The following is a 22128-nucleotide window of genomic DNA, read 5'->3' as shown; positions in this document are numbered from 1 at the left end:
AGACTGACAGGTGATAGCTTGCGGCGATGACGAACGCACGCTTGCTTTCATGACTTACGTTTACGACGCTGTACGCACACCGCGCGGCAAGGCGCGGGCTGATGGCGGTCTGGCGTGGGCCTCGCCGCCAGAGCTGATTCGACAGCTGCACGACGCACTGGATCGCAGGAGCGATCAGGCTGCACGCGAAGCGCAGGCGCTGGTGCTCGGCTGCGTCGGGCAAGTTGGCGCTCAGGGCGGGAACATCGCGCTGGTCTCCAAACTGTACGCAGGGCTGCGCGATGACGTCGCGGCGTATACGTTGAACAATTATTGCGTGTCGAGCCTGAGTGCCGTGGGTCATGCAGTCGGCCTGATTGCCTCTGGTCAGGCGCCATGCGTCCTGGCTGGCGGGGTGGAGATGATGTCCCGCGTGCCGTTCATGGCTGACCGTGCTGATTGGTACGCGGATCAAAGTTTCCCAGCGCGAGCGCGCTACATCCCGGTGGCGCTGGCTGCAGATCGGCTCGCCGAGGATGAAGGAGTGGATCGCGACAGCATGGATGCGCTGGCGCTCAGATCGCATCAAAGAGCACAGGCGGCAGAGGCGGAAGCGGCACTGATTCGTTCGCGAATCCCCCTCGTCAAGGCGGACGATACGCTCGCTCCAAGCACCGATGAATGTGTGCGTCGAGAGACGACACTGGCTTCGTTGGCCGCTTTGCCACCTGCGTTCGTCGATCTCGGGAGGCAGTACGAAGCTGCGCTCGAAGGACGCCGCATCGATCATCGACACACGATCGCGCACGCACCGCCTATCTGTGATGGTGCCTCGCTGGCCTTGATCACGTCGGATCGCTTTGGTTCTCCGCGAGCGCGCATTGTGAGTTTTGCCGAGATGGGCGGCGATCCGTCCGCGTCACTGCTTGCTGGTTTTGGCGCGATGAATCGCGCGCTCGATCGGGCCGGCATGACGCTCGCGGACATCGATTACATCGAATTCATGGAGGCTTTCGCGGTCACCATCGCGAAATTCCTCCGCGACGCGGACGTCGATCCGGAACGCGTCAATGTAAGTGGCGGACATCTGGCTAAAGGACATCCCATGGGAGCAAGCGGCGGCATTCTGCTGTCGACCCTGCTCGACGTGCTGGAGGCTCGCGATGCGACTACGGGTCTAGTCGTAGCCAGCGGCGCGTCCGGCGTGGGTGCGGCAATGATCGTGGAGCGAATGCGATGAATGTGGTCTCCAATCGCGGGCAGCGTCGCTGGCCGTTCCCCATGCGGCTGCCCGTATTTGCGGCGCCGATGTTCATCGTGACCGGCCCGGAGCTCGTCATCGCAGCGTGCACGGCAGGCGTGGCGGGCGCCTTTCCGACGCCCAACTGTCGTACCGTCGAGGAGTTGGAAACGTGGATGGCGACGATTACGCGCGCCTTGGACGAGGCGCGCGCTCGCGAGCCTGACGCCATCATCGGCCCCTGGGCCACGAATTTGATCACTCACTCGACCAACAAGCGGCTGGCTGCCGATCTGGAGCTGGTGGCTCGTTTCAAGCCGCCCATTGTGATCACCGCCTTGGGCTCGCCCGAGCCTGCAATCGACGTCGTCCACGGATACGGCGGTCTCGTGTTCGCTGATGTCGTGAACATCAACCTCGCACGCAAAGCGGCCGCGGTGGGTGCCGACGGTCTTGCCTGCGTTGCGGCTGGCGCCGGCGGCCACACGGGACACTTGTCGCCGTTCGCGTTCATCTCCGCGATACGCGAGTTCTTCGATGGCTGGATCGCTGTTGGTGGCGGCATCGCCGATGGCGCCGGCATTGCGGGAGCAATTGCGGCGGGAGCCGATTTCGTCTACATGGGCACGCGCTTTCTGCCGTCGCTCGAAAGCCGTGCCGCCGACGGTTACAAGAAAATGGTGGTCGATTGCGGCCCCGATGATTTGATCGTCAGCGCGGCTATCACTGGAACGCCCGCGTCCTGGCTCGCCCCCAGCTTGCGCGAACGCGGCCTCGATCCAGCCGCGCTGGCCGCACCCACTGCTCGAAGCTACGACGCCGGCAGCGATGTGCAGAAGCGGTGGCGCGATCTGTGGGCGTGCGGGCAGGGGCTGCAGGTGATTCGCGATATCGAGCCGACCGCGCGAATCGTTCGCAAGCTCGAAGACGAATATTCACAGGCGATTGCTCGTTTTCAATCCATCACAGGACCACAGCGATGACAGCACGAGTCTATGTCCTCGGCGGCTATCAAACCGACTTCGCAGAGAACTGGGCGCGCAATGGACTCGATATCGCTTCCGGCATGCGCGCGACGATCATGTCGGGGCTGGTCGAGACGAAGCTCGAGCCGACTGACGTGGAAGTCGCGCACATCGGCAATTTCGCCGCCGAGCTGTTTTGCAATCAAGGGCATCTGGGCGGCCTGTTCGCCGCCGCCGATCCGGCCTTCGCCGGCATCCCTGCGTCTCGTCACGAAGGCGCCTGCGCCTCCGGAAGTCTTGCGATGCTTGCCGCAAGCGCCGATATCCAGGCAGGCCGCTATGAGCTGGCTGCCGTGCTCGGCGTCGAACAGATGCGCAACGTTCCTGGCGAGCGGGCAGCGCAGTTGATCGGCGGCCCGGCGATGTGGAGCGGGCACGAGTACCAGGATGCGCGTTACCCATGGCCTCGTGTGTTCAGCGATGTGGCCGATGAATATGACCGCCGCTACGGACTGAAGCATGAGCATCTGGCGCGCATCGCGGAGATCAACTTCGCCAACGGACGGCGCAATCGAAATGCACAGACGCGACGCTGGACGTTCAACGAGCGCAGTTTCCAGCAGGACGATCAGGAGAATCCCGTGATCGAAGGGCGCATTCGCAAGCACGACTGCGGCCAGATCACCGATGGCGCGGCCATCGTATTCCTCGCCTCCGAACGACGCGCCAGGGAGCACGCAAAGCGCCTGGGCATCGGTCTGGAGGTGTTTCCTTGGATCAAGGGATGGGGTCACCGGACGGGGCCGATCACCTACGCCGCGAAGATTCGTGCGAGTCAGGGGCAACCATACGTGTTTCCGCACGTGCGGGAGGCGATTCTCGATGCGTTTCGCCGCGCAGGCATTGCCAGTGTCGACCAATTGGATGGCATCGAGACCCATGACTGCTTCACCAGCACGCAGTACATGGCGATCGATCATTTCGGCATTACGCCGCCCGGCGCCAGCTGGCGTGCGATCGAGGAGGGCGAGATCGAAATCGGCGGGCGTATTCCGATGAACGCCAGCGGCGGCCTGATCGGTGCCGGTCATCCCGTCGGCGCAACCGGCGTGCGCATGGCGCTGGATTGCTTCAAGCAGGTCACCGGCACCGCCGGCGACTATCAGGTCGAGGGCGCCGAAACGTTTGCCACGCTCAACATCGGCGGCAGCGCGACGACCACCGTGAGCTTCATCATCGGCAGATAACCGCCAACGCCGGAGGCCCAATCAAAGGGCCTCCGGCGTCGCTGCTCAGAACGACCAGCTGAAGTCCGCGCCATAGGTACGGGGCGGACCGAACTGCGACACTTCATCGCCGAAGAACGGCACGACGTTGGTGCGATAGAGCTCATCGGTCAAGTTGCGACCCCAGATGGAGACGCGCCACGGAGCATGGGGCGGCGCCAGCGACAGTCTCGCGTCGAGCAGGCCATAGCCGTCCTCGGTGTGGACGTTCGCAGGCTCCCAGAACATCGCATCCTGATAGGCGTACGAGGCGCGGAACTTCAGTGCCTCGGTCCAGTTGCCGACGGACATCGAATACTCGAAGCCGACCGTGTACTGATAGTCGGGCGTGCGCTGCAATTTGTTTCCTGATGAGTCCACACCCGTGCTTTCGATGAAGTCCAGATACTCGGTATCCAGCAGCGAGCCCGAGGCGAACAATGCCAACGACGCGGTCGGCAGGTAGGTCAGCTCCAGCTCCACGCCCTTGATCTCGGCGTCGGACGCATTGTCGGTGATGAGACACACGCAGCCCTGATCCAGCTGCTGGACCTGCAGGTCGGTGTAGTCCATGAAGAAGGCGGAGACATTCAGGCGCAGCGCATGATCGAGCAGATCGGATTTGAAACCGATCTCGTAGTTGGTGGCCTTCTCGGGGTCGAACGAGAATCGGGCGCCGGCGGCATTCGCGGGCGTGTCTTCGAAACCGCCACCCTTGAAGCCCGATGCGACGCTCACATACGTGAATAGATCGTCGGTGGCTTCCCACGAGAGAATGGCTTGCGGCGTCACGCGGCTCCACTCGTTGCCGTAGCTCGTTTCGAATCCGGTGCCGGCGGCGAACGTCGGTTGCAGCGGAGTGAGCGCGGTGGTCTCGGCGGGGTTGAAGCGGTCGCCGGTAGCGACCGACAATCCGGACACTCGACCGGATTTCTCGTCTTTCGTGTAGCGCAGGCCGACCGACAGCTTCAACGCATCCGTAAACTTGTAACCGGCCTGTGCGAATGCTGCATAGCTGTCCGTCTCGCCGCTGTTGTCCCAATGCACTTCGCCGTTGAGGGTTCCCAATGGCGGCGCGATCGCCTCGGCGGCGTTCCGGTCGAACTTGTCGATCTCGTCGTGCTTGTAATACACGCCCACGATCCAGTCCCAGCGGCTGTCGTCGTAGTCCGAGGCGAGCCGCACTTCCTGGCTGAATTCCTTTGTTTGCTCTTGCTCGTTGATCGGGTAGTTGAACAGCAGCGCCGTTCTCGGGCGCTCAGCGACCATGGCGGCAAACTCCGCCAGGCTGTTGTTCAGCAGATCGAAGCCGAGGCCGGTCTGGTCGTACATCGAATGTGCATCCCCGTCTCGATAGGCGGTGATCGATGACAACACGGTCGAGCCCAGCTGCTTGTCGATATGCAGTGCCGCGCCCCAGGCGTCGCGCTCGAGGAACTGCCCCTGTTCCGTGCTGCGGCCGACATAGGAGGCGTTGCTCGGCGCACTCTGCCGCACGTTGGTGATTCCAAAGTAGGCTCGCGCCTCGCTCCAGGGTCCGGGCGCCGCTGCGGTTGGATCGCGCAGCGCGACGGTATTCATGCCATTGCTGCGATCCCGGACGTAGTCGAGCGACAGGCGAGCTTTCAGGCCGGAATCGCCGCCGTCATATAGCAGCTGCGCGCGCGACTGCACGGAATCGAGGTCTTCCAGGTCGCGGTCGTTCAACACGTCCTTGGCGTAACCATCGTGGTTGCGGGTCTGAAATGAGAACCTGGCCGCCAGCGAGTCCGTCAGGCCACCGGTCACGTAGCCCGACGCCAGCATCGATCCATAGTTGCCCAACGAGACTGTCAACTTGCCGGAGGTGTCGAACTCGGGCTTGGCGGTAATGATGCTGAGCGCGCCGCCGACCACGTTCTTGCCGAGCAGCACGCCCTGCGGGCCGCGAATGACCTCGATGCGTTCCAGATCGTAGAAATCGGTGCTGAAGGTACCGGTGCGGCCGACATACACCTCATCGATGAACACGCCGACCGAAGGGTCGGAGGAGGGGGAGTCCAAGCGCGTGTTGGTGATGCCCCGGATGTTCAATTCCAGATCGAGCGGCGACACGGCCGTCAAGGAGAAGGCAGGCGTGTCCTGCGCCAGGTCGACTGCCGTGAAGATGGCGTTTTCGGCGAGATTGTCTCCGCTGTAGGCGCTCACGGCGATCGCCGTAGTCTGCAGATCCGACTCACGGCGCTGGGCCGTGGTGATGATCTCCTCGATGACCTGCGAATGAGCCGCTTGCGCGCCGGCCAGGCAGGCGATGCCGCCGAGTGCGGCGCGAACGTGCGTACTGATCAAGCCCTTTCGACCGCTGCGAACGCGAATCATGTGACGAGTCCCCCAATTGGATGTAGTTCATCGGCATCGACCGGCGCCGCGCGCGACAGTGGCAGAACATAGTCACTTGTGTAACGCGACTAAGTAGCAGGCTACCGCTAAAGACCTGCAGAAATCAAGATCGAGTGGCTTAATTGGCAAATATTAGCGAATTTGCTCACCAGTGGCTCGGGCGCGGGGTGGCTTGCCGCCCGCAATGGCTTGCGCAAACAGACGTACATGCTAGGATCGGCGGCATGCTGGCGGCAATCCCGGCGGCAACCAAGTTGCCACCCGCTGATCACGCGTCTACATTTCGCCCGTAATGCAAATCACCTCGAGAATAATCGCCACCGGCTCGGTGAGTCGCGCACTGGGCATCATTGGCGATCGCTGGACGCTGCTGATTCTCCGGGATGTCTTCCAGGGCGCGCACCGATTCGAAGAGTTACGGGCGCTGACCGGCGCGGCGCGTTCCACGCTGACCAGCCGATTGAACGGCCTCGTCGACGCCGGCATCCTCAAACGCGTGCGTTATTCGGATGCGCCGCCGCGCTACGAGTACTGGCTGTCGGATCAGGGGCTGGATCTTTATGGCGCGACCCTGCTGATCTGGCGATGGGAGCACATCTGGGCGCCCGCTGACTCCGGCATTCCTCGATACCTGAGGCACAAGGCTTGCGGTCACGGCATGAAGCCGCTGCTCAGTTGCTCCGCGTGCGGCAAAGAGGTGACTCTCGATAGCACGCGCTACGAGATCGTCAAGGCGACGGAGAAGAGGGTCAGTGCGCCGCGGCCGCTGTTTCGCCGCCTGTCATCGGTCACATCCGAGAGTCATCGCGGCTCCAACAGCGCCTTCGTTCACGTGACCGACATCATGGGGGATCGCTGGACGCCGCTGGTCTTGTCGGCCGCGTTCTACGGCCTGCATCGATTCGATGACATTCAGAGCGCGCTGGAGATCGCCACCAATATCCTGACGCACCGGCTGAACTACCTGGTGGATCACGGCATCTTCGAGCGCAGCCTCTATTCGCAGCATCCGCCACGGTACGAGTACAAGCTCACGAAAAAGGGCCGAGACCTGTATCCGACTGCGCTGTCGCTCATGCAGTGGGGAGATCGCTGGCTGGCTCCGGCGTCCGGCGCCAACCTGCGCATATTCCATAAAGACTGCGGTGCCGAGCTGGTTGCGTGCGTGACGTGCGACTACTGTCACGCTGCGATCGGACCGCACGATGTGACATTCCCGCCGGCTGCGCGGGCACAGGGCCCGAAGAAGCAGCTGGCGAAGTGAGATAGGGCGGGCCAGCAACGGCCGCCTTACGTCTTGCGCTCGGCCATGTAGCGCTCCGGCAGCGCGCGTCGAATGACTTTTCCGAGCGAATTGCGCGGCAGCTCATCGACCACCAGCAGACATTCGGGGGACTTGATCGGCGCCAGATCGCGCTTGCTCAGCCATTCGTTGATGCCTTCGAGCGTCACGCTCTGGCCCGGCAGAGGCACGACCGCGATGCCGATACGTTCTCCCAGCACTTCATCAGGCGCACCGAAAAACGCGGCCTCACGCAGTTGTGGATGTCCTTCGATGAGATTGTCCAGTTCCGCGGGAGAGATCTTCATGCCGCCGCGGATGATCACCTCTTTGGAGCGACCCACGAAACGGTAATAGCGCTCGCCCTCGCCGCCGATCTCGAACAGATCGCCGGTACAGAAATAGCCCTGCTCATCGAACGCCGTCCGGTTGAGCTCGGGTTCATCCCAATACCCGTCGAAGCGAATCGCGCTATCGATTCGCAATTCGCCCGGCCGTCCGGGCGTGACGATCTCCTCGCCCGTCTCGACGTCGACCAGGCGGGTTCGCACCTTCTCCGCGGAGCGCGACGACCACTTGAATCCGGGCGAGCCGAACCGCGGGAAATACTGCGCTCGATCGCTCGGATCTGGCACGTCGCGCGCGGTGCTGAACAGCGCACAGCCTTCGTTCGAACCGAAGATATTCGCGATTGCGATGCCGAATCGTTGCTGCCAGCCTTCGACCAGCCACGGGGTGAGCGGGGCAGAGCCCGACCCCAGCGAGCGCAGGGACGACAGATCGACGTTGGCCAGCAGTGCCTCGTTCTTGAGCAGTTGGGTGAGCACGGCAGGCGGCGCGATAGTGTAGGTGATTCGCTCCTGCTGGAGTTGTTGCAGGAACGTGGGCAGATCGAAGGGATGATGCTGGACCAGTCGCGCTCGATTCATGAGCCAGGGCAGCACCGTTCCGCCGATCGACGCGGTGTTGATCATCGGGAACGGATTCAGGATCGAATCGCCGGGGCGCACTTCGCCGATTTCCGCGCAGACCTCGCCGTTGGCAATCCAGTGATTGTGGCTGCGGGGCACGCCCTTGGGGCGCGCCTCGGTGCCGGAAGTCCAGCAGATCGTGAGAATGTCATTTGGATCGATGCGCAGCTCTTTCAGGCGCTGGGCGAGCAATTGCAGCGCGGGCTGTGCCGGCGCACCGTCAACCAAGAAGCTGATCGAATCGCCTTCGCCCGTCGTGAGCACATGTTTCAGTGAAGGCAGTTCGCGGCGAAGCTCTTCGAACGCATCGACTGGACGAGTGTCCTTGAAGGCCCGCACGGTCACTACTGCGCTCGCGCGTGCTTTTGTGAGCATGTAGCGTAGCTCGTGCCCGCGAAACTGCATGGCGAAAGGGCAGAAGATCAGGCCCAGGCGCGCGCAGGCCAGAAAGACGATCGCGGATTCGACGGTGTTGGGTAATTGCGCGGCGAGGACATCGCCCTGGTTCAGCCCAAGGCCGACCAGCACGCTTGCCAACGAGTCGACTTCCGCATCCAGCTGACGATATGTAAGCCGGCGCGGCGCGCTGCCGATGAGGCGGTTGCGATTGGGAGGATCTACCAGCGCCTCGTGGTCGGCTGCGAGCGAGACTGCCTCGCGAAGGACATCGTCCACGCGGCGTCCGCTCCACCAGCCAAGACGCATACATTGTGCTATTCGCTCGGGCGTGCTGTGGATCATGCAACTGATCTTGCAGCCAAGCGCCTTGCATTGCAAGACCTACTCGGCCAGGTCGGTGACTTAGGACAATACATGTTATCAGTAGCTTGGAAGCATCACTATTACTTGCATAACGAGACGTACTAAATCTAGAATCACTCCAGACTCACTCAAGTTGCCAGCGCCGTTCGATCCCTACGCATATGAAGATTCACAGGCTTCCACCGATTCGCAGCACGTTGCGGCCGAACGATCACCCGTACATGAACGGGCCATGGACGCCCCAGCACGAGGAGGTCACGGCCACCGATCTCACCGTCCTCGAAGGGGAGATTCCGCACGATATCGACGGCGTGTACCTGCGCAACACGGAGAATCCGATCCACCAGCCGCTGGGCCGCTATCATCCGTTCGATGGCGACGGCATGGTGCATCAGATCGACCTGCGTCGTGGCACGGTCTCTTACCGGAATCGCTTCGTGCGCACTCGCTGCATGGTTGCCGAGCAGGAAGCGGGCAGGGCCCTGTGGGGCGGACTCATGGACCCACCCGGCGTATCGCTGCGACCCGGATTCGGAGCCCATGAAGGTCTCAAGGATGCATCCAGTACGGACATCGTCGTACATGCTGGCGTGGCGCTCTCGACTTTCTATCAGTGTGGCGAAGCCTATTGCATGGATCCCGAGACCCTCGAACCGCTGGGGCTCGCGCCCTGGGTGCCGCTGGACGGCATCTCGGCTCATCCAAAAGTCGATGAACGCACCGGCGAGCTCTTGTTCTTCAACTACTCGAAATACCCACCCTACATGCATTACGGCGTCGTCGATCGACAGCGGCGTGTGGTCACGTATACGCCCATTCCGCTGCCGGGTCCACGGTTGCCGCATGACCTGACCTTTTCCGAGCACTATACGATCCTGAACGATTTCCCGGTGTTCTGGGACGAAGAACTGCTCAAGTCGCGAATCCACGCGGTACGCATGCATCCCAATCTGCCTTCACGCTTCGCCATCATTCCACGTCATGGCAGCGCGGCTGACGTGCGTTGGTTCGAAGCCGAGCCGACCTATGTGCTGCATTTCATGAATGCCTATGAGCAGGGCGATGAGATCATCATGGACGCCTATTTCCAGGACAATCCCACACCGGGGGCGCTGGCCGGCGCTCCGCCGGGATTCGAGCACATGATGGCGTATCTGGACGAGCAGAGTTTCCGCCCGCACCTGCGGCGCTGGCGATTCAATCTGCGCACCGGCACGACGCGCGAGGAACCACTCGACGATCGCATCCTCGAGTTCGGCACGATCAACCAGCAGTACGCAGGTCGGCCCTATCGCTACGTGTACAGCTCGAGGACCGAGCCGGGCTGGTTTCTGATGACAGGCTACGTCAAGCACGATCTGCAGACCGGACAGTCCTGGGAATTGAATCTCGGACCGAAGCGCTACGCCAGCGAGGCGCCATTCGCTCCGCGTATCGATGCCAAGGACGAGGACGACGGATATCTCGTGACGTTCGTGACCGACGAAAACACCGGCACGTCGGAGTGCGTACTGATCGATGCGAAGCGCTTCTCGGAGGGGCCGGTTTGCCGGATCGCGTTGCCTCACAAGATTTCCAGCGGCACGCATTCGCATTGGGCCGCTCGGCCGTTCCTTGCGCGTGCTACGTAGATGACCCGGTCTTCCCCTGATGTCCTGCACCGGTGGCGCATCGCAATCTCTAATGGCAGTGCCTGCGCAAGTTAGATTGCCTTTGTGATCAAACGTATTCTCGTCGCCGTTTTCCTTGCCTGGATGGCGATCGCTCCCGCGATCGCCAATTCCTGTGCGACCGGCTGTGAGACGGGCGCAAGCTCCGCGCATCACCACGCACCCGGCGGGCCTGCCGATGCGCATTCGCAGGATGTCCCCGACTGCCCGGACGACTCGAATTCACCGGATCGCAGCTCGATGGAAGTTGCGTGCCTGGTCGCAGGTGCGGCTTCGCTGCCGTCCTCGTCCCTTTCTCTCGCCAGGATTGAGCGGGTTTCAGAGCAGCACGCCGCAGTGCTGCTGCCGCCACTGTCCTTCCAGACGTCCGCGCCCGCCAGACCTCCCCAGGCTTGAGCATTCGCGCGCGGGATTCATCCCGCATACGAACGATCTCTGCTCAAGCTGGAGGCTTCAATGTCACGTCCACTCGGACGCACCATCCCATGGGGTGGGCGCGTCGATCATGGTGTCAGCTTCTTCGGGAAGCTGACGATTGCTTCTGTCTTCCTACTACTACACGCAAGCGTTGACGCGCAGGAGCGCGATGTTCTGACGCTCGCTCGAGCTGTCGCGCTCGTTTCAGAGGATCAACCGCAGCTCGCAGCGCTCTTATCGCAAGAGCAGGCGGCACTCGAGTCATCGCATGCGGAACGGGAACTGCCCGATCCGAGGCTCGCGTTCGGAGTCGAGAACCTTCCCATGACAGGCGACGATGCGTTCCGCTTCGGCCGTGAGGACATGACGATGATCACGGTAGGCCTGATGCAAGACGTCGTGACCCGAGCCAAGCGCGAAGCGTCGTCCTCGCGGATGAGTGCGGAAGCGGCACGGCTTTCGGCGGAGCGGATGCTGAACGCTCGCACACTTCAACGCGACGTAGCGCTCGCATGGATCGATGCATTCGAGGCTCAGCAGCGCGCCGCCACGTTACGCAAGCTCCTGGCTGAAATCACCGCCGAGCGTGAAGTGAGCGCCGCGCAGGTCTCATCGGGAGCGATACGAGCGAGTGAAGTGTTGGCGCTTGACCTGCAGCGTTCCTCGACTCGCGACGATCTAATTCTCGCGGAGCGAGATGAAGCGCAAGCCCGCGCGGCACTGTCACGTTGGATCGGCGAGGCTGCGCTTCGGCCCTTGCCCGACGCGCTTCCGCAGATCAACGCGAACATCGATCCTGCCGCCGCCGCGCGCGCGATCGACTCTCATCCCGCCTTGCAGTCATCTAGCCATGCGATAGATGCAGCGCTTCGTGCCGTCGATCGAGCCCGCGCAGATCGGCGGCCAGATTGGAGTTGGCAGCTCATGTACGGTCAGCGTCAGGATGATCGCTCCGACCTGGTGACTTTCCAGGTCACGGTCGGGCTGCCCTGGAACCGAGCCGATCGACAGGATCGTCGCATTGCGCAGAAGCTGGCTGAAGCAAGTGCCCTGCGAAGTGACTTATCCGACCGTCGCCGAGCGCTCGAAGCGGAGCTGGCTTCAATCCGAGCCGATCTCAACGCAAGCGCTCAGCGGCTCGATGAGCACGAGGAACAGCTCGCCCCGAACGCACGTACGCGGCTCGAAGCATTGCAAGCCGCATACGCAGGCGGCAAGGGATCTCTCGTCGATGTTTGGGAAGCCAGGCGTGCGTGGATCGAGGCAGGCCTTCATCACCAGATGATTCTGGCCGATCGCGCCAGAGCCTTGGCGAAGCTCGCCTGGCTTACAGGTCGTGCGGAGGTGCTCCCATGAATACGCGTTGGCTCGCACTGGTTGGTGCCGTTGTCATTCTCATGGCTACCGGGCTTTGGCTTTTCCGCGATCACGGCGATGCGACTCCCGGAACATCGAGCAAGGTCGTCGCAGGCGTGGTTCAGGACGATTCGGGACGCCGTGTCCTGTATTGGTACGACCCAATGGCCCCGCAGCAGCGCTTCGACAAGCCCGGCAAGTCGCCTTTCATGGATATGCAGTTGGTCCCCAAGTATGCCGACGAAGCCGACGATACCGGGGTGCGGGTTTCGCCTTCGGTGCAGCAATCTCTTGGAATTCGAACTGCGCCAGTGGAGAGGGCTCCCTTTGGTGAGAGTCTCGCTGCGGTCGCTCGACTCGAAGTGAATGAACGACACCTTTACGCCTTGCCGTCGCGCGTTTCCGGTTACGTAGAACGACTGCATGTTCGCGCCGTAGGTGATCCGGTTGCAGCGGGCCAAAAGGTGGCGGAGATCTATTCGCCCGAGTTGCTTTCGGCGCAGCAGGAATTCCTCGCGCTGCGACGGGCCGGGGATCTGACCGCAGGTACTGACCTGGTGGGAGCTGTGCGCGAGCGTCTGCGTCTACTTGGCATGGCAGTGCGTGAGATCGATGCGCTCGAACGCAGCGGCCAGGCGACATCACGTTTTGGTGTGTACGCGCCAGTGAACGGCTATGTGGTCGAGCTTGCGACTCGCGAAGGCGGGACGATCGAAAGTGGCGCCACGCTGCTGTCGATCGCCGATCTGTCCTCGCTTTGGTTGATCGCCGAGCTTCCGGAACGTGATTCCAGTCGTGCTCGACCGGGCGATGTCGTAGAGGCGCAATTGGAGGGTGTGGGTGGCGAGGTCGTGTCGGGGCACGTCGACTTCATCTACCCGAGTCTCAACGAAGAGACTCGTACCGCGCGAGCTCGCATTGTGGTTCCCAATCCGCGAAACGTGCTTCGGCCGGGCATGTTTGCGCGCGTCAGAATCAGTTCCGCTGACCGCGAAGCGCTGTCCGTGCCGAGCGAGGCGGTGATCTCTACCGGGACGAGATCGATCGTCATCGTCAGAGACGATTACGGTTTCCGTCCTGCGGAGGTACGCACCGGCGCGGAGCTGGGTGAGCGAACCGAGATCCTCTCTGGATTGCGCGAGGGCGAACAGGTCGTCGCATCCGGCCAGTTCCTCCTCGATTCAGAGGCAAGCCTCAACAGTGCGCTTGCTCGATTGTCACAACAAGAAGCAGGCCACGAGCATGCAGCGCACGCCCAGATCGAGGCCGTCGAGAAGGAGAGCGAACAATGATCGCGCGCCTCATTCTCTGGTCCGGCCGCAACCGGTTGCTGATCCTGCTCGCGGCATTGCTCGTGTCGGTGTGGGGCAGCTATGCCGTGCTTCGAACGCCGATCGATGCGATCCCCGACCTGTCGGATACGCAGGTCATCATTCGTACCCGCTGGCCGGGACAGGCTCCGCAGATTGTCGAGGACCAGGTCACGTACCCGCTCACCACTACGATGCTGTCGGTGCCTGGTGTGCGTACGGTGAGAGGGTACTCATTGTTCGGAGACTCGTTCGTCTACGTCATCTTCGATGACTCCACAGATCTCTACTGGGCGCGTTCGCGCGTGCTCGAATATCTCAACCAAGCCGCTGCACGCCTGCCGGCAACTGCGCAGCCGACATTGGGTCCGGATGCTACCGGTGTGGGCTGGATCTACGAGTATGCACTCGTGGATCGATCTGGCCGCCATGATCTCAGCGAACTACGCGCATTGCAGGATTGGTTTCTGCAATTTGAGCTGAAGACCATTCCCGGAGTGGCAGAGGTCGCGAGTGTCGGTGGAATGGTCCGGCAGTTCCAGGTCCAGGTCGATCCGCAGAAGCTTCGAACGTATCGGCTCCCTCTCGCTTCGGTCGTGGCAGCGGTTCGTGCCGCAAACAGCGAAGCAGGTGGGGCGGTCATCGAGCTTGCAGAAGCGGAGTACATGGTGCGGGCCCGTGGCTACCTGCAGTCCTTGGACGATTTTCGCCGCATCCCGCTGGGAGCGACCGCCTCCGGCACTCCGATTCTCCTTGCCGATGTCGCACGCATTCAGCTCGGGCCGGAAATGCGCCGAGGGATCACGGAGCTCAACGGGGAGGGTGAAGTAGCAGGCGGAATCATCGTGCTGCGCTCGGGTGAGAATGCGCGGCGTGTCATCGCGGACGTGAAACAGAAACTATTGGCTTTGCAGCCCGGTCTGCCCGAGGGCGTTGAGATCGTTGCTACGTATGATCGATCTCAGCTCATCGATCGCTCCGTGAATACGCTGTGGACTCGCCTGATCGAGGAGTTCATCGTGATCGCCCTGGTCTGTGCGCTGTTTCTGTGGCACTTGCGCTCGGCACTGGTTGCCGTGGTTGCGCTGCCCCTCGGTGTGCTCGTGGCGTTCATCGTGATGCACTATCAGGGAATCAATGCGAACATCATGTCGCTCGGCGGAATCGCGATTGCCATCGGAGCCATGGTGGATGCCGCGATCGTGATGATCGAGAACGCCCACAAGAAGCTCGAGCACTGGCGCAAAGAGAACGGTCACGAGCCGGTAGAGGCGGAGCGTCGCACGCTCATCATCGAGGCGGCAACGGCAGTTGGACCTGCGTTGTTCGTGTCGCTACTGATCATCACCTTGTCATTCATCCCCGTGTTCACGTTGCAAGCCCAGGAAGGAAAGATGTTTGCGCCACTGGCGTACACAAAAACCTACGCGATGGCAGCGGCAGCAGGGATTTCAGTGACCTTGGTGCCGGTACTCATGACGCTGTTCATCCGTGGGCGCATACGCGATGAACGCGACAATCCAATCAATCGATGGCTGATGCGCGCGTATCAGCCGCTGTTGACTCGCGTGCTGCACGCGCCAGCACTGACTCTCGCAATCGCAGCGTTGATCACGCTGGCAACAGCGTGGCCACTTTCGCAACTCGGAGCAGAGTTCATGCCGCCATTGGAGGAGGGCGATCTGCTCTACATGCCGACCGCACTTCCAGGACTCTCGGCCGCGAAGGCATCCGAGTTGCTGCAGGTCACGGATCGGCTGATCAAATCCGTACCCGAAGTGCAGACGGTGTTCGGCAAAGCCGGCCGAGCGGAAACTGCCACCGATCCCGCACCCTTAGAGATGTTCGAGACAACGATCCAGCTCAAGCCGAGATCGCAGTGGCGGCCCGGCATGACGACGGACAAGTTGATCGAAGAGCTCGATGCACGCGTCAAAGTCCCGGGCCTGGCGAACGTCTGGGTGCAGCCCATCCGCAATCGCATCGATATGTTGGCGACCGGAATCAAGAGTCCGGTCGGGATCAAGATCTCCGGTGGCGACCTGCCGACGCTCGAAAAGCTGGGTCAGCGGGTCGAGCAAGTGGTCAAGACCGTGCCGGGCGCGGCCTCCGTCATCGCAGACCGAGTCACCGGGGGGCGCTATGTCGATGTGCACATTGATCGACTCAGCGCAGCCCGGTACGGGCTCAGCATCGAGGATGTCCAAGCGCTCGTTGGGATCGGAATAGGCGGTGAGAATATCGGCCAGGTGCTCGATGGCCGGGCTCGATTCCCGATCAATGTTCGCTTTCCGCGTGAGCTGCGGGAGGCACCGCGTGAGCTTGCAAGCTTACCGATCATTACGGCATCTGGCGCAACAGTACCGCTGGGCAGCGTTGCAGAGATCTCGATTCAAGACGGGCCGCCGATGATCAAGAGCGAGAATGCGCGCTTGTCGGTTTGGGTCTATGTAGATATTCGCGATCGGGATCTTGGTAGCTTTGTTCGCGAGGCGCGCGAGACAATTGCCGAGCAAGTGGCCCTGCCTGCCGGCGTGTCGATCGCGTGGTCAGGACAATTCGAATACCTGGAGCGCGCCGCCGATCGCTTGCAGTGGGTCGTGCCTGCGACAATCGCGATCATCTTCGTGTTGCTCTTTCTAATCTTCCAACGCGCTGGGCCCGCGCTACTGATCCTCGGGACGCTACCTTTCGCGCTCGTCGGCGCCATCTGGCTCATGTACCTCCTGGGACACAACTTCTCAGTCGCGAGCGCAGTCGGGATGATTGCCCTGGCTGGCTTGGCTGCAGAGTTTGGCGTGGTGATGCTCGTCTACCTGAATGAATCGATAGAACGCCATGTCTCGCGTCATGGTTCGCTCACCAAGAACGACTTGCTCGTTGCCATCAGCGAAGGCGCAGCTCTGCGCTTGCGACCAAAGACAATGACGGTCGCAGTGATACTCGCAGGCTTGCTGCCGGCGCTGTTGGGCGGGGGTACAGGCTCCGAGATCATGAGCCGCATCGCAGCTCCCATGGTGGGTGGAATGATCACGGCGCCATTGCTTTCGTTGTCGGTGCTGCCGGCGGCGTATGTGGTGCTCAGCAAGCGAGCGGCTTCACGAGGGAAGCCGCTCGCACCGATGCAAGTTACTGATGCCGCCTGATCACGCGACCCAGGTCAGTACCGCACCTGTATCTCAACGCCGTAGGTCCGTGGTGGCGTCAAGTAATAGGTCGACGACAGCCCAGTCGTTGTTTGAGACGCGCTGATGCTCTCAAAACCTTCTTCATCGGTTGCATTGCGCACGTACCCGACGAGTGAGAAACGGTCCGAGCGTGCTGTGTACGTAGCGCGCAGATCAAGTTGGCTGAACGAGGGCGCGCGAGCGAGGCCATCGTCGAAAATACCGAAATCGAGTGAGCTGCGCCAGGCGTAAGTGGCAGCAAGCAGCAGATTGCCTGTACCGACGTCGAATTCGTAAGTAGGCGTAATGGCGACTTTATGCTCCGCGGACACCTGCAAGGCATTGCCCGAGACATCTTGCGCGAAGGCGCCATTGACCGCCGCTCCGACAGGCCGGGCATTGGGATTGGTCGCCCCTCTATCCAGCGGATTCACGTAGCAGCAGGCGCGTTCGATTTCCGAGTCCAGCCATGCGTAGGAGGCGAAGAGGTTGAACGCCCCGATGGGCCGCCAGTTCATCTCGACTTCGAACCCGAGCGCTTCAATACTGTCGAGGTTGACGAGATCGGTACGTGCCGCGCCACCGCCTGGGGGCAGAACGAGCAGCGGAACCTGCATGTCATCGTAGCGGTAGTTGAACAGCGCGGTATTGATCCAAAAGTTGGATCCCGCTTTGTACTTGTAGCCCAGCTCCAGAGCATCGAGGGTTTCAGAGTCGACCTCGGGCACTGGGGCGAGCCCCCCGATGTTGTAGCCGCCGGACTTGAAGCCGCGACTGTATCGCAGGTAAGTGAGATTCCTGTCATCAGGCTTCCATTCAACGCCTGCCGTGCCCGACCAGGCGGACCACAAGTTGCGGAACGTACGCCCGCTGTTGGCATATTGGTACGCTACGCCCATGCAATTCGTTGGCGACGTGCAGTACCAACCAACGCCTGGTCCCAGCCTCGGGTCGTAAAAGACACCGCGAAGGTGCTCTGACGCGTCTTTCTTGTCTTCGCTCCAGCGTGCGCCGCCCGTGATGCGGATTGTGTCGGTGACGTCATAATCGATCTGGCCGAAGATCGCGTAGCTGTCGCTGTCTTGTTGCGCCTGGCTGTCGTAGTAATTCAATTCCGGATTTGCGGCGGCCGGGGCGGTATACGTGAACGGGTTGGCAATCTCGGGCTGATTGGCTGAAATCTTGATGGGCTGACTGAAATCCTCATGGAGGAAGTAGACACCGACGATCCACTGCGTCCGCCCGGCCTGCGTGGAAAGCAGGTTGATCTCGTGGCTGTAGTAGCTGCGATCTTCAACGTACTGTCGCCTCCAGTCTGCGCCGATCGTCAGCGGCGAGGGCGCGCCCGCTGGTGTGTACTGATATGAAACCTGCGCGCCGCCATCAAGATCCTGGATCTGATCGAACACGTATCGATGCCAGCCGCCGACATATCGCACGTCGAAGGCATCAAAGTGAATGTCGAGATTGGCGACCAGGAGGTCATGATCGCGCAATTGCGTGCTGGTGGAGTAGTTGGTGTTGAACAGGCGCGAGTTGCCGGTGGCGGGATTTTCAACCGGGTACTGGTAAGTGGGATTGGGACCAAGCCCGGAGAAGCAGCAAACGGAAGCCGTGTCGTATGGGCCAAGAGTGGCGCTCGCGCGTCCGCGCTCATCTCTCGTGAGCGTGCCGTAGCGAACGAATGCATCGACCCGACCGATCTCGCCCTGCAAGATGCCTTCGATGTAGGTGTTGTTGAGGACGCCACCTTCGTCCCGCGCGCCGGAGACGTTCTGGTAATAGCCTTCATCCTGATACAGGTCCTCCAGATTGAGCCTGGCACGCCAATGCTCGCTGAGCGGACCTGAGATCGAGGCGCGCAATTCTCGACGACCGTAGTTGCCGAATAGGGCACGCGCCTCGGTGCTGAATGTCTCGGTCGCGGGTGCGGCGATCACATTCATGGCGCCGCCGATGGAGTTGCGCCCATAGAGCGTCCCCTGCGGACCACGCAGTACCTCGATTCGGTCAATGAACAGTGGTGAGCCTGCCGCGGCGACAGTCGAGGGGGCGTAAAAACCGTCGGTGTACACGGCAACGCCGGGATCAGTACCCACAGTGTTGGTCTGGCGGCCGATTCCGCGGATATGCACCTTGTCTTGCGCGGTGTTGTAGGCAAGACCTGGGATGACGTTGGTAAGGTCGACGACCGTCAGAATGCCAGTCTTCGCGCGCTGGTCGGCGGAGAGCGCGGTGACCGCGACGGGTGTTCTCGACAGCGACTCCACGCGTTTCTGCGCGGTCACCACAATTTCTTCCAACGCTCCGGCCAGGGAGCTTTCGCTGCCGGGGCTGGTGCCCTGCTCGGCGCAGAATGCCGCCGTCCCCTGCATGGCAGCTATCGCTGCCCATGATGCAGTCAAGAAGATCCGACGCAACTCGCCTCGATAGACACTTTGGCTCATCTGACTGCCCCCAACTGGTGGTTAAATTGTTATCCAACTGGACAATCAATATCAGATACAAGGCATGATGACAAGGAGGCCGCGCACTACGATCAACCAGCGGAAGTATCCGTCAGAATTTTGTCGCAATCGAGACTCGATCTATGTCACCACTGCAGTGTCGCAGAACACAGTATTGGTCGGGCGTTCGACAATAGCTTTTCTGGCTGAGCCCATTCACTCCGACGCGCACATCGAGTATCGGCTCACATGTTGGAGCGGCCATGCGAATAGAATGCGCACTTCGACTCGTGCTCATGGGTATTATCCAATCGGATAATGCAATGATGGTGGCAGAACGCGCACGCCAGTCGCGATGGGGTTTCCGTCAGCTCGCCTACGAAACATGAGTATCTTGAACATATTGATTCGGCAACCGTGTAGCGCAGTGGAACGAATAGCTCACGCGCTCATGTCGCGCGCGGCAAGCCTTGCGCTGCGCCTGGGTGTGCGGCAGTGGCGCCTGGCGGCGGTCTGGCTACCCCTCTCTGCAGTGCCCGATGTAACCGCGGTGGCCGGTGTTGGCCCACACATGCAGGTGGACGTCCTGGTCTACGGTGGAACTGCGGCGGGTGTGATCGCCGCCTACACGGCAAAGCAGTACGGCCGGAGCGTGTTGCTCATAGAGCCTGGTCGGCACTTGGGCGGCATGAGCTCGGGTGGGCTCGGCTATACCGACATCGGGAACAAGCACGCTGTGACGGGTCTGGGATTGGACTTCTACCGCAGGGTGGGCCACTACTACGGACGCTTCGAATCATGGACGTTCGAGCCGCACGTCGCTGAGCAGGTTCTTGAACAGTACGTCGATAGGGCGGCCGTGGAGACGCTCTTTTCTCGCCGCGTCAAACGAGTGGACAGGCGAAACACGCGGATTCGCGCAGTCACACTCGAGTACGCCGGCTCAGGCGCGGGCGCGCCAGATCTGGTGGTTGCGGCAAAGGTGTTCATCGACGCCAGCTACGAAGGCGATCTGATGGCCCGGGCAGGTGCCTCATACACCGTCGGGCGCGAGCCCAACAGCCGATACAACGAGACTTTGAACGGAGTGCAGCTGCAGGCCGTGGAAGAGGTGATGGTGAACGGACTACCCTGGCTTCGAGGTCACCAATTTCCCGATGGCGTCGATCCTTACGTCATTCCTGGCCAACCCTCGAGCGGCTTACTGCCCGGCGTCGGCGCTCAGGCGGTTGCACCGGCTGGTTCTGGCGACGAGAAGGTGCAGGCATACAACTTCCGCATGACCTTGTGTCAGGGCGAGCAACGTCTGCCGATCGAGAAGCCCGAGCGCTACGATCCCGGGCGCTATGAGCTGCTGATCCGTTCGATGGAGAAACATCCTTGGAAGCAGCTGGACTTTGAAGGCTTCATCATCAGTCTGATGCCCAATGGGAAGTCCGACTGGAACAACTGGGGCGCCTTATCCACGGACTATATCGGGGGGAGCTGGGATTATCCCGAGGCCGACTATGCGCGCCGCGAGGAGATCCGCGGGGAGCACGAGCTGTATCAAAAGGGGCTCTTGTACTTCATCGCTACGGATCCGCGTGTGCCCGCGCATGTCCGTGATGAGATGCGCAGCTGGGGTTACTGCCGTGACGAGTTCCTGGATACGGGCGGCTGGCCGCATCAGCTCTATGTGCGTGAAGCGCGGCGACTCGTGGGCGAGTATGTCATGACGGAGCACAATGTTCGCGGTGAGGTCACGGTGGAAGACGGCATCGGAATGGCTGCCTACACCATGGACTCTCACAACACTCAGCGCTTGGTGGTAGATGGCATGACGCGTAACGAGGGGAACGTGGAGGCGGGCGGCTTCGCGCCGTACCCGATCGCTTATCGCTCGATCACTCCGAAGCGGCACGAGGTGACAAACTTGCTGGTGCCGGTAGCGCTTTCGGCAAGCCACATCGCCTATGGCTCGATTCGGATGGAGCCGGTGTTCATGGTACTGGGACAATCCGCCGCGGTCGCCGCTTCGATGGCGATCGAGGCCGGCGTGCCGGTACAGCAAGTGAATGTGCCCGCCCTGCAACGGGAGCTCACGGCGAATCCGCTCGCCGACCACAGCCCCGCGGAAGTTCTGATCGATGACAGCTCAAAGGAGCAGATCCAGGTCAGCGGGACTTGGACGGACGTTCAGATACGCGGGCAGTATGGCCAAAGCGTGTTGCGCAGTGATCGAGATGGCGGCTCGGTGCGATTCGTGCCGCGAATCCGCGAGCCGGGAATGTATCAGGTGTACCTGTACTGGCCGGCGGCGACGGGCCTGGCGAGCAACGTGCCCATTGAGATTCAGCACGCGACGGGTGCCGCACACATCGCGCTGGATCAGCGGCGCACGGGCGAGTCGGTGCAGGGCTCGGTCAGTTGGCAAGCACTGGGCGAGTATCGTTTCGAGCCGACGCGAAACGCATGGGTTGAGATCGGCACGAGCGGCGTGGATGGTGCGGTACTTGCCGATGCGGTGCTGTTTCTTCCAGCGCGAAAATTATGAACGCGAATTTGGCGAGAAAGACTTCGCCTTGTTCCTGGCGCCCGCTCAATAAAACCATTCTGAGCGACGTCGAATTCGGCTATCCAGTCATGTGATGCACCGAATGAGGACGAATTGGATGACAAGGCGATCGAAGGTTGACGAGCGCACCATCTGTGATCGCCGACATCTGCAAGGAGGCGGAATCGGTTGCACTGTGGCCAACGGCGCCGCCAGAACCTACGGTGGTAATTTACCATAATATGCATTATGCGCCCCAGCGATGCCGGTGCCACAGGGGCTCAATCACCAGACTGGTTCTCCAGAATTGCCCAGCCTTTTCGCGCTCCTCGGTCGCCCGACAATGACAATCCGGCCGCTCGGTCGGAAAGCTCGGCTCATA

General features: G+C 61.4%; 13 protein-coding genes. 10 read left to right on the top strand and 3 right to left on the bottom strand.

The features are described from left to right. Nucleotides 1-49: 49 nt before the first annotated feature. Genes VGE08_RS17905 through VGE08_RS17895 form a run of 3 tightly spaced genes read left to right on the top strand, consistent with a single transcriptional unit; the run spans nt 50 to nt 3431 of the window. On the top strand, nt 50-1219 hold the full coding sequence (locus VGE08_RS17905) for an acetyl-CoA C-acyltransferase (protein ID WP_331069279.1): 1170 nt from the start codon (nt 50-52) through the stop codon (nt 1217-1219). Beyond that, on the top strand, nt 1216-2202 hold the full coding sequence (locus VGE08_RS17900; RefSeq protein WP_331069278.1) for a nitronate monooxygenase: 987 nt from the start codon (nt 1216-1218) through the stop codon (nt 2200-2202). The genes VGE08_RS17905 and VGE08_RS17900 overlap by 4 nt, the downstream gene beginning before the upstream one ends. Then, on the top strand, nt 2199-3431 hold the full coding sequence (locus VGE08_RS17895; protein ID WP_331069277.1) for an acetyl-CoA acetyltransferase: 1233 nt from the start codon (nt 2199-2201) through the stop codon (nt 3429-3431). Before VGE08_RS17900 ends, VGE08_RS17895 begins: the two co-directional genes overlap by 4 nt. Nucleotides 3432-3476: 45 nt before the next feature. Here the strand turns inward: VGE08_RS17895 and VGE08_RS17890 are convergent, their stop codons facing one another. Next, nucleotides 3477-5807 carry a TonB-dependent receptor gene (locus tag VGE08_RS17890; RefSeq protein WP_331069276.1) on the bottom strand — a complete coding sequence of 777 codons (2331 nt, stop codon included), beginning with the start codon at nt 5805-5807 and terminating at the stop codon, nt 3477-3479. 313 nt (nt 5808-6120) lie between these two features. Between VGE08_RS17890 and VGE08_RS17885 the strand changes: the two genes are divergently transcribed. Further along, on the top strand, nt 6121-7092 hold the full coding sequence (locus tag VGE08_RS17885; RefSeq protein ID WP_331069275.1) for a helix-turn-helix domain-containing protein: 972 nt from the start codon (nt 6121-6123) through the stop codon (nt 7090-7092). Between the two features lie 26 nt (nt 7093-7118). Here the strand turns inward: VGE08_RS17885 and VGE08_RS17880 are convergent, their stop codons facing one another. Then, the gene (locus VGE08_RS17880; RefSeq protein WP_331069274.1) at nt 7119-8756 is read right to left on the bottom strand and encodes a class I adenylate-forming enzyme family protein; all 1638 of its coding nucleotides are present in this window, start codon (nt 8754-8756) and stop codon (nt 7119-7121) included. Nucleotides 8757-9004: 248 nt separating this feature from the next. Between VGE08_RS17880 and VGE08_RS17875 the strand changes: the two genes are divergently transcribed. The 5 genes from VGE08_RS17875 to VGE08_RS17855 all read left to right on the top strand — a co-directional run bounded on the left by VGE08_RS17875 (nt 9005) and on the right by VGE08_RS17855 (nt 16742). Beyond that, nucleotides 9005-10474: a carotenoid oxygenase family protein gene (locus VGE08_RS17875; RefSeq protein ID WP_331069273.1), complete on the top strand. Its 1470-nt coding sequence runs from the start codon at nt 9005-9007 to the stop codon at nt 10472-10474. An 84-nt stretch (nt 10475-10558) separates the two neighbouring features. Next, complete coding sequence (locus VGE08_RS17870; protein WP_331069272.1) at nt 10559-10909, top strand: hypothetical protein; 351 nt, start codon at nt 10559-10561, stop codon at nt 10907-10909. A gap of 60 nt (nt 10910-10969) precedes the next feature. Continuing rightward, nucleotides 10970-12286, top strand: a complete 1317-nt coding sequence (locus VGE08_RS17865; RefSeq protein WP_331069271.1) for a TolC family protein — start codon at nt 10970-10972, stop codon at nt 12284-12286. After that, nucleotides 12283-13578: an efflux RND transporter periplasmic adaptor subunit gene (locus VGE08_RS17860; RefSeq protein ID WP_331069270.1), complete on the top strand. Its 1296-nt coding sequence runs from the start codon at nt 12283-12285 to the stop codon at nt 13576-13578. The genes VGE08_RS17865 and VGE08_RS17860 overlap by 4 nt, the downstream gene beginning before the upstream one ends. Further along, complete coding sequence (locus VGE08_RS17855; RefSeq protein WP_331069269.1) at nt 13575-16742, top strand: CusA/CzcA family heavy metal efflux RND transporter; 3168 nt, start codon at nt 13575-13577, stop codon at nt 16740-16742. The genes VGE08_RS17860 and VGE08_RS17855 overlap by 4 nt, the downstream gene beginning before the upstream one ends. 14 nt (nt 16743-16756) lie before the next feature. On the opposite strand, the gene VGE08_RS17850 is transcribed toward VGE08_RS17855, so the two are convergent. Continuing rightward, the gene (locus VGE08_RS17850; protein ID WP_331069268.1) at nt 16757-19138 is read right to left on the bottom strand and encodes a TonB-dependent receptor; all 2382 of its coding nucleotides are present in this window, start codon (nt 19136-19138) and stop codon (nt 16757-16759) included. 499 nt (nt 19139-19637) lie between these two features. Here VGE08_RS17850 and VGE08_RS17845 point away from each other — a divergent pair, with 499 nt between their 5' ends. Beyond that, nucleotides 19638-21746 carry an FAD-dependent oxidoreductase gene (locus VGE08_RS17845; RefSeq protein ID WP_331069267.1) on the top strand — a complete coding sequence of 703 codons (2109 nt, stop codon included), beginning with the start codon at nt 19638-19640 and terminating at the stop codon, nt 21744-21746. The last annotated feature ends 382 nt before the right edge of the window (nt 21747-22128 follow it).

The sequence above is a fragment of the Steroidobacter sp. genome (genome assembly GCF_036406195.1).
GTDB lineage: Bacteria > Pseudomonadota > Gammaproteobacteria > Steroidobacterales > Steroidobacteraceae > Steroidobacter.
The sequence above is the reverse complement of the archived record's forward strand: the minus strand, read 5'-3'. Positions and strand labels throughout refer to the sequence as shown.

Coding starts and splice junctions, on each gene's coding strand:
- VGE08_RS17905 (WP_331069279.1), top strand. CDS start 50: ATGACTTACGTTTACGACGCTGTACGCACACCGCGCGGCAAGGCGCGG.
- VGE08_RS17900 (WP_331069278.1), top strand. CDS start 1,216: ATGAATGTGGTCTCCAATCGCGGGCAGCGTCGCTGGCCGTTCCCCATG.
- VGE08_RS17895 (WP_331069277.1), top strand. CDS start 2,199: ATGACAGCACGAGTCTATGTCCTCGGCGGCTATCAAACCGACTTCGCA.
- VGE08_RS17890 (WP_331069276.1), bottom strand. CDS start 5,807: ATGATTCGCGTTCGCAGCGGTCGAAAGGGCTTGATCAGTACGCACGTT.
- VGE08_RS17885 (WP_331069275.1), top strand. CDS start 6,121: ATGCAAATCACCTCGAGAATAATCGCCACCGGCTCGGTGAGTCGCGCA.
- VGE08_RS17875 (WP_331069273.1), top strand. CDS start 9,005: ATGAAGATTCACAGGCTTCCACCGATTCGCAGCACGTTGCGGCCGAAC.
- VGE08_RS17865 (WP_331069271.1), top strand. CDS start 10,970: ATGTCACGTCCACTCGGACGCACCATCCCATGGGGTGGGCGCGTCGAT.
- VGE08_RS17860 (WP_331069270.1), top strand. CDS start 12,283: ATGAATACGCGTTGGCTCGCACTGGTTGGTGCCGTTGTCATTCTCATG.
- VGE08_RS17855 (WP_331069269.1), top strand. CDS start 13,575: ATGATCGCGCGCCTCATTCTCTGGTCCGGCCGCAACCGGTTGCTGATC.
- VGE08_RS17850 (WP_331069268.1), bottom strand. CDS start 19,138: ATGCAGGGGACGGCGGCATTCTGCGCCGAGCAGGGCACCAGCCCCGGC.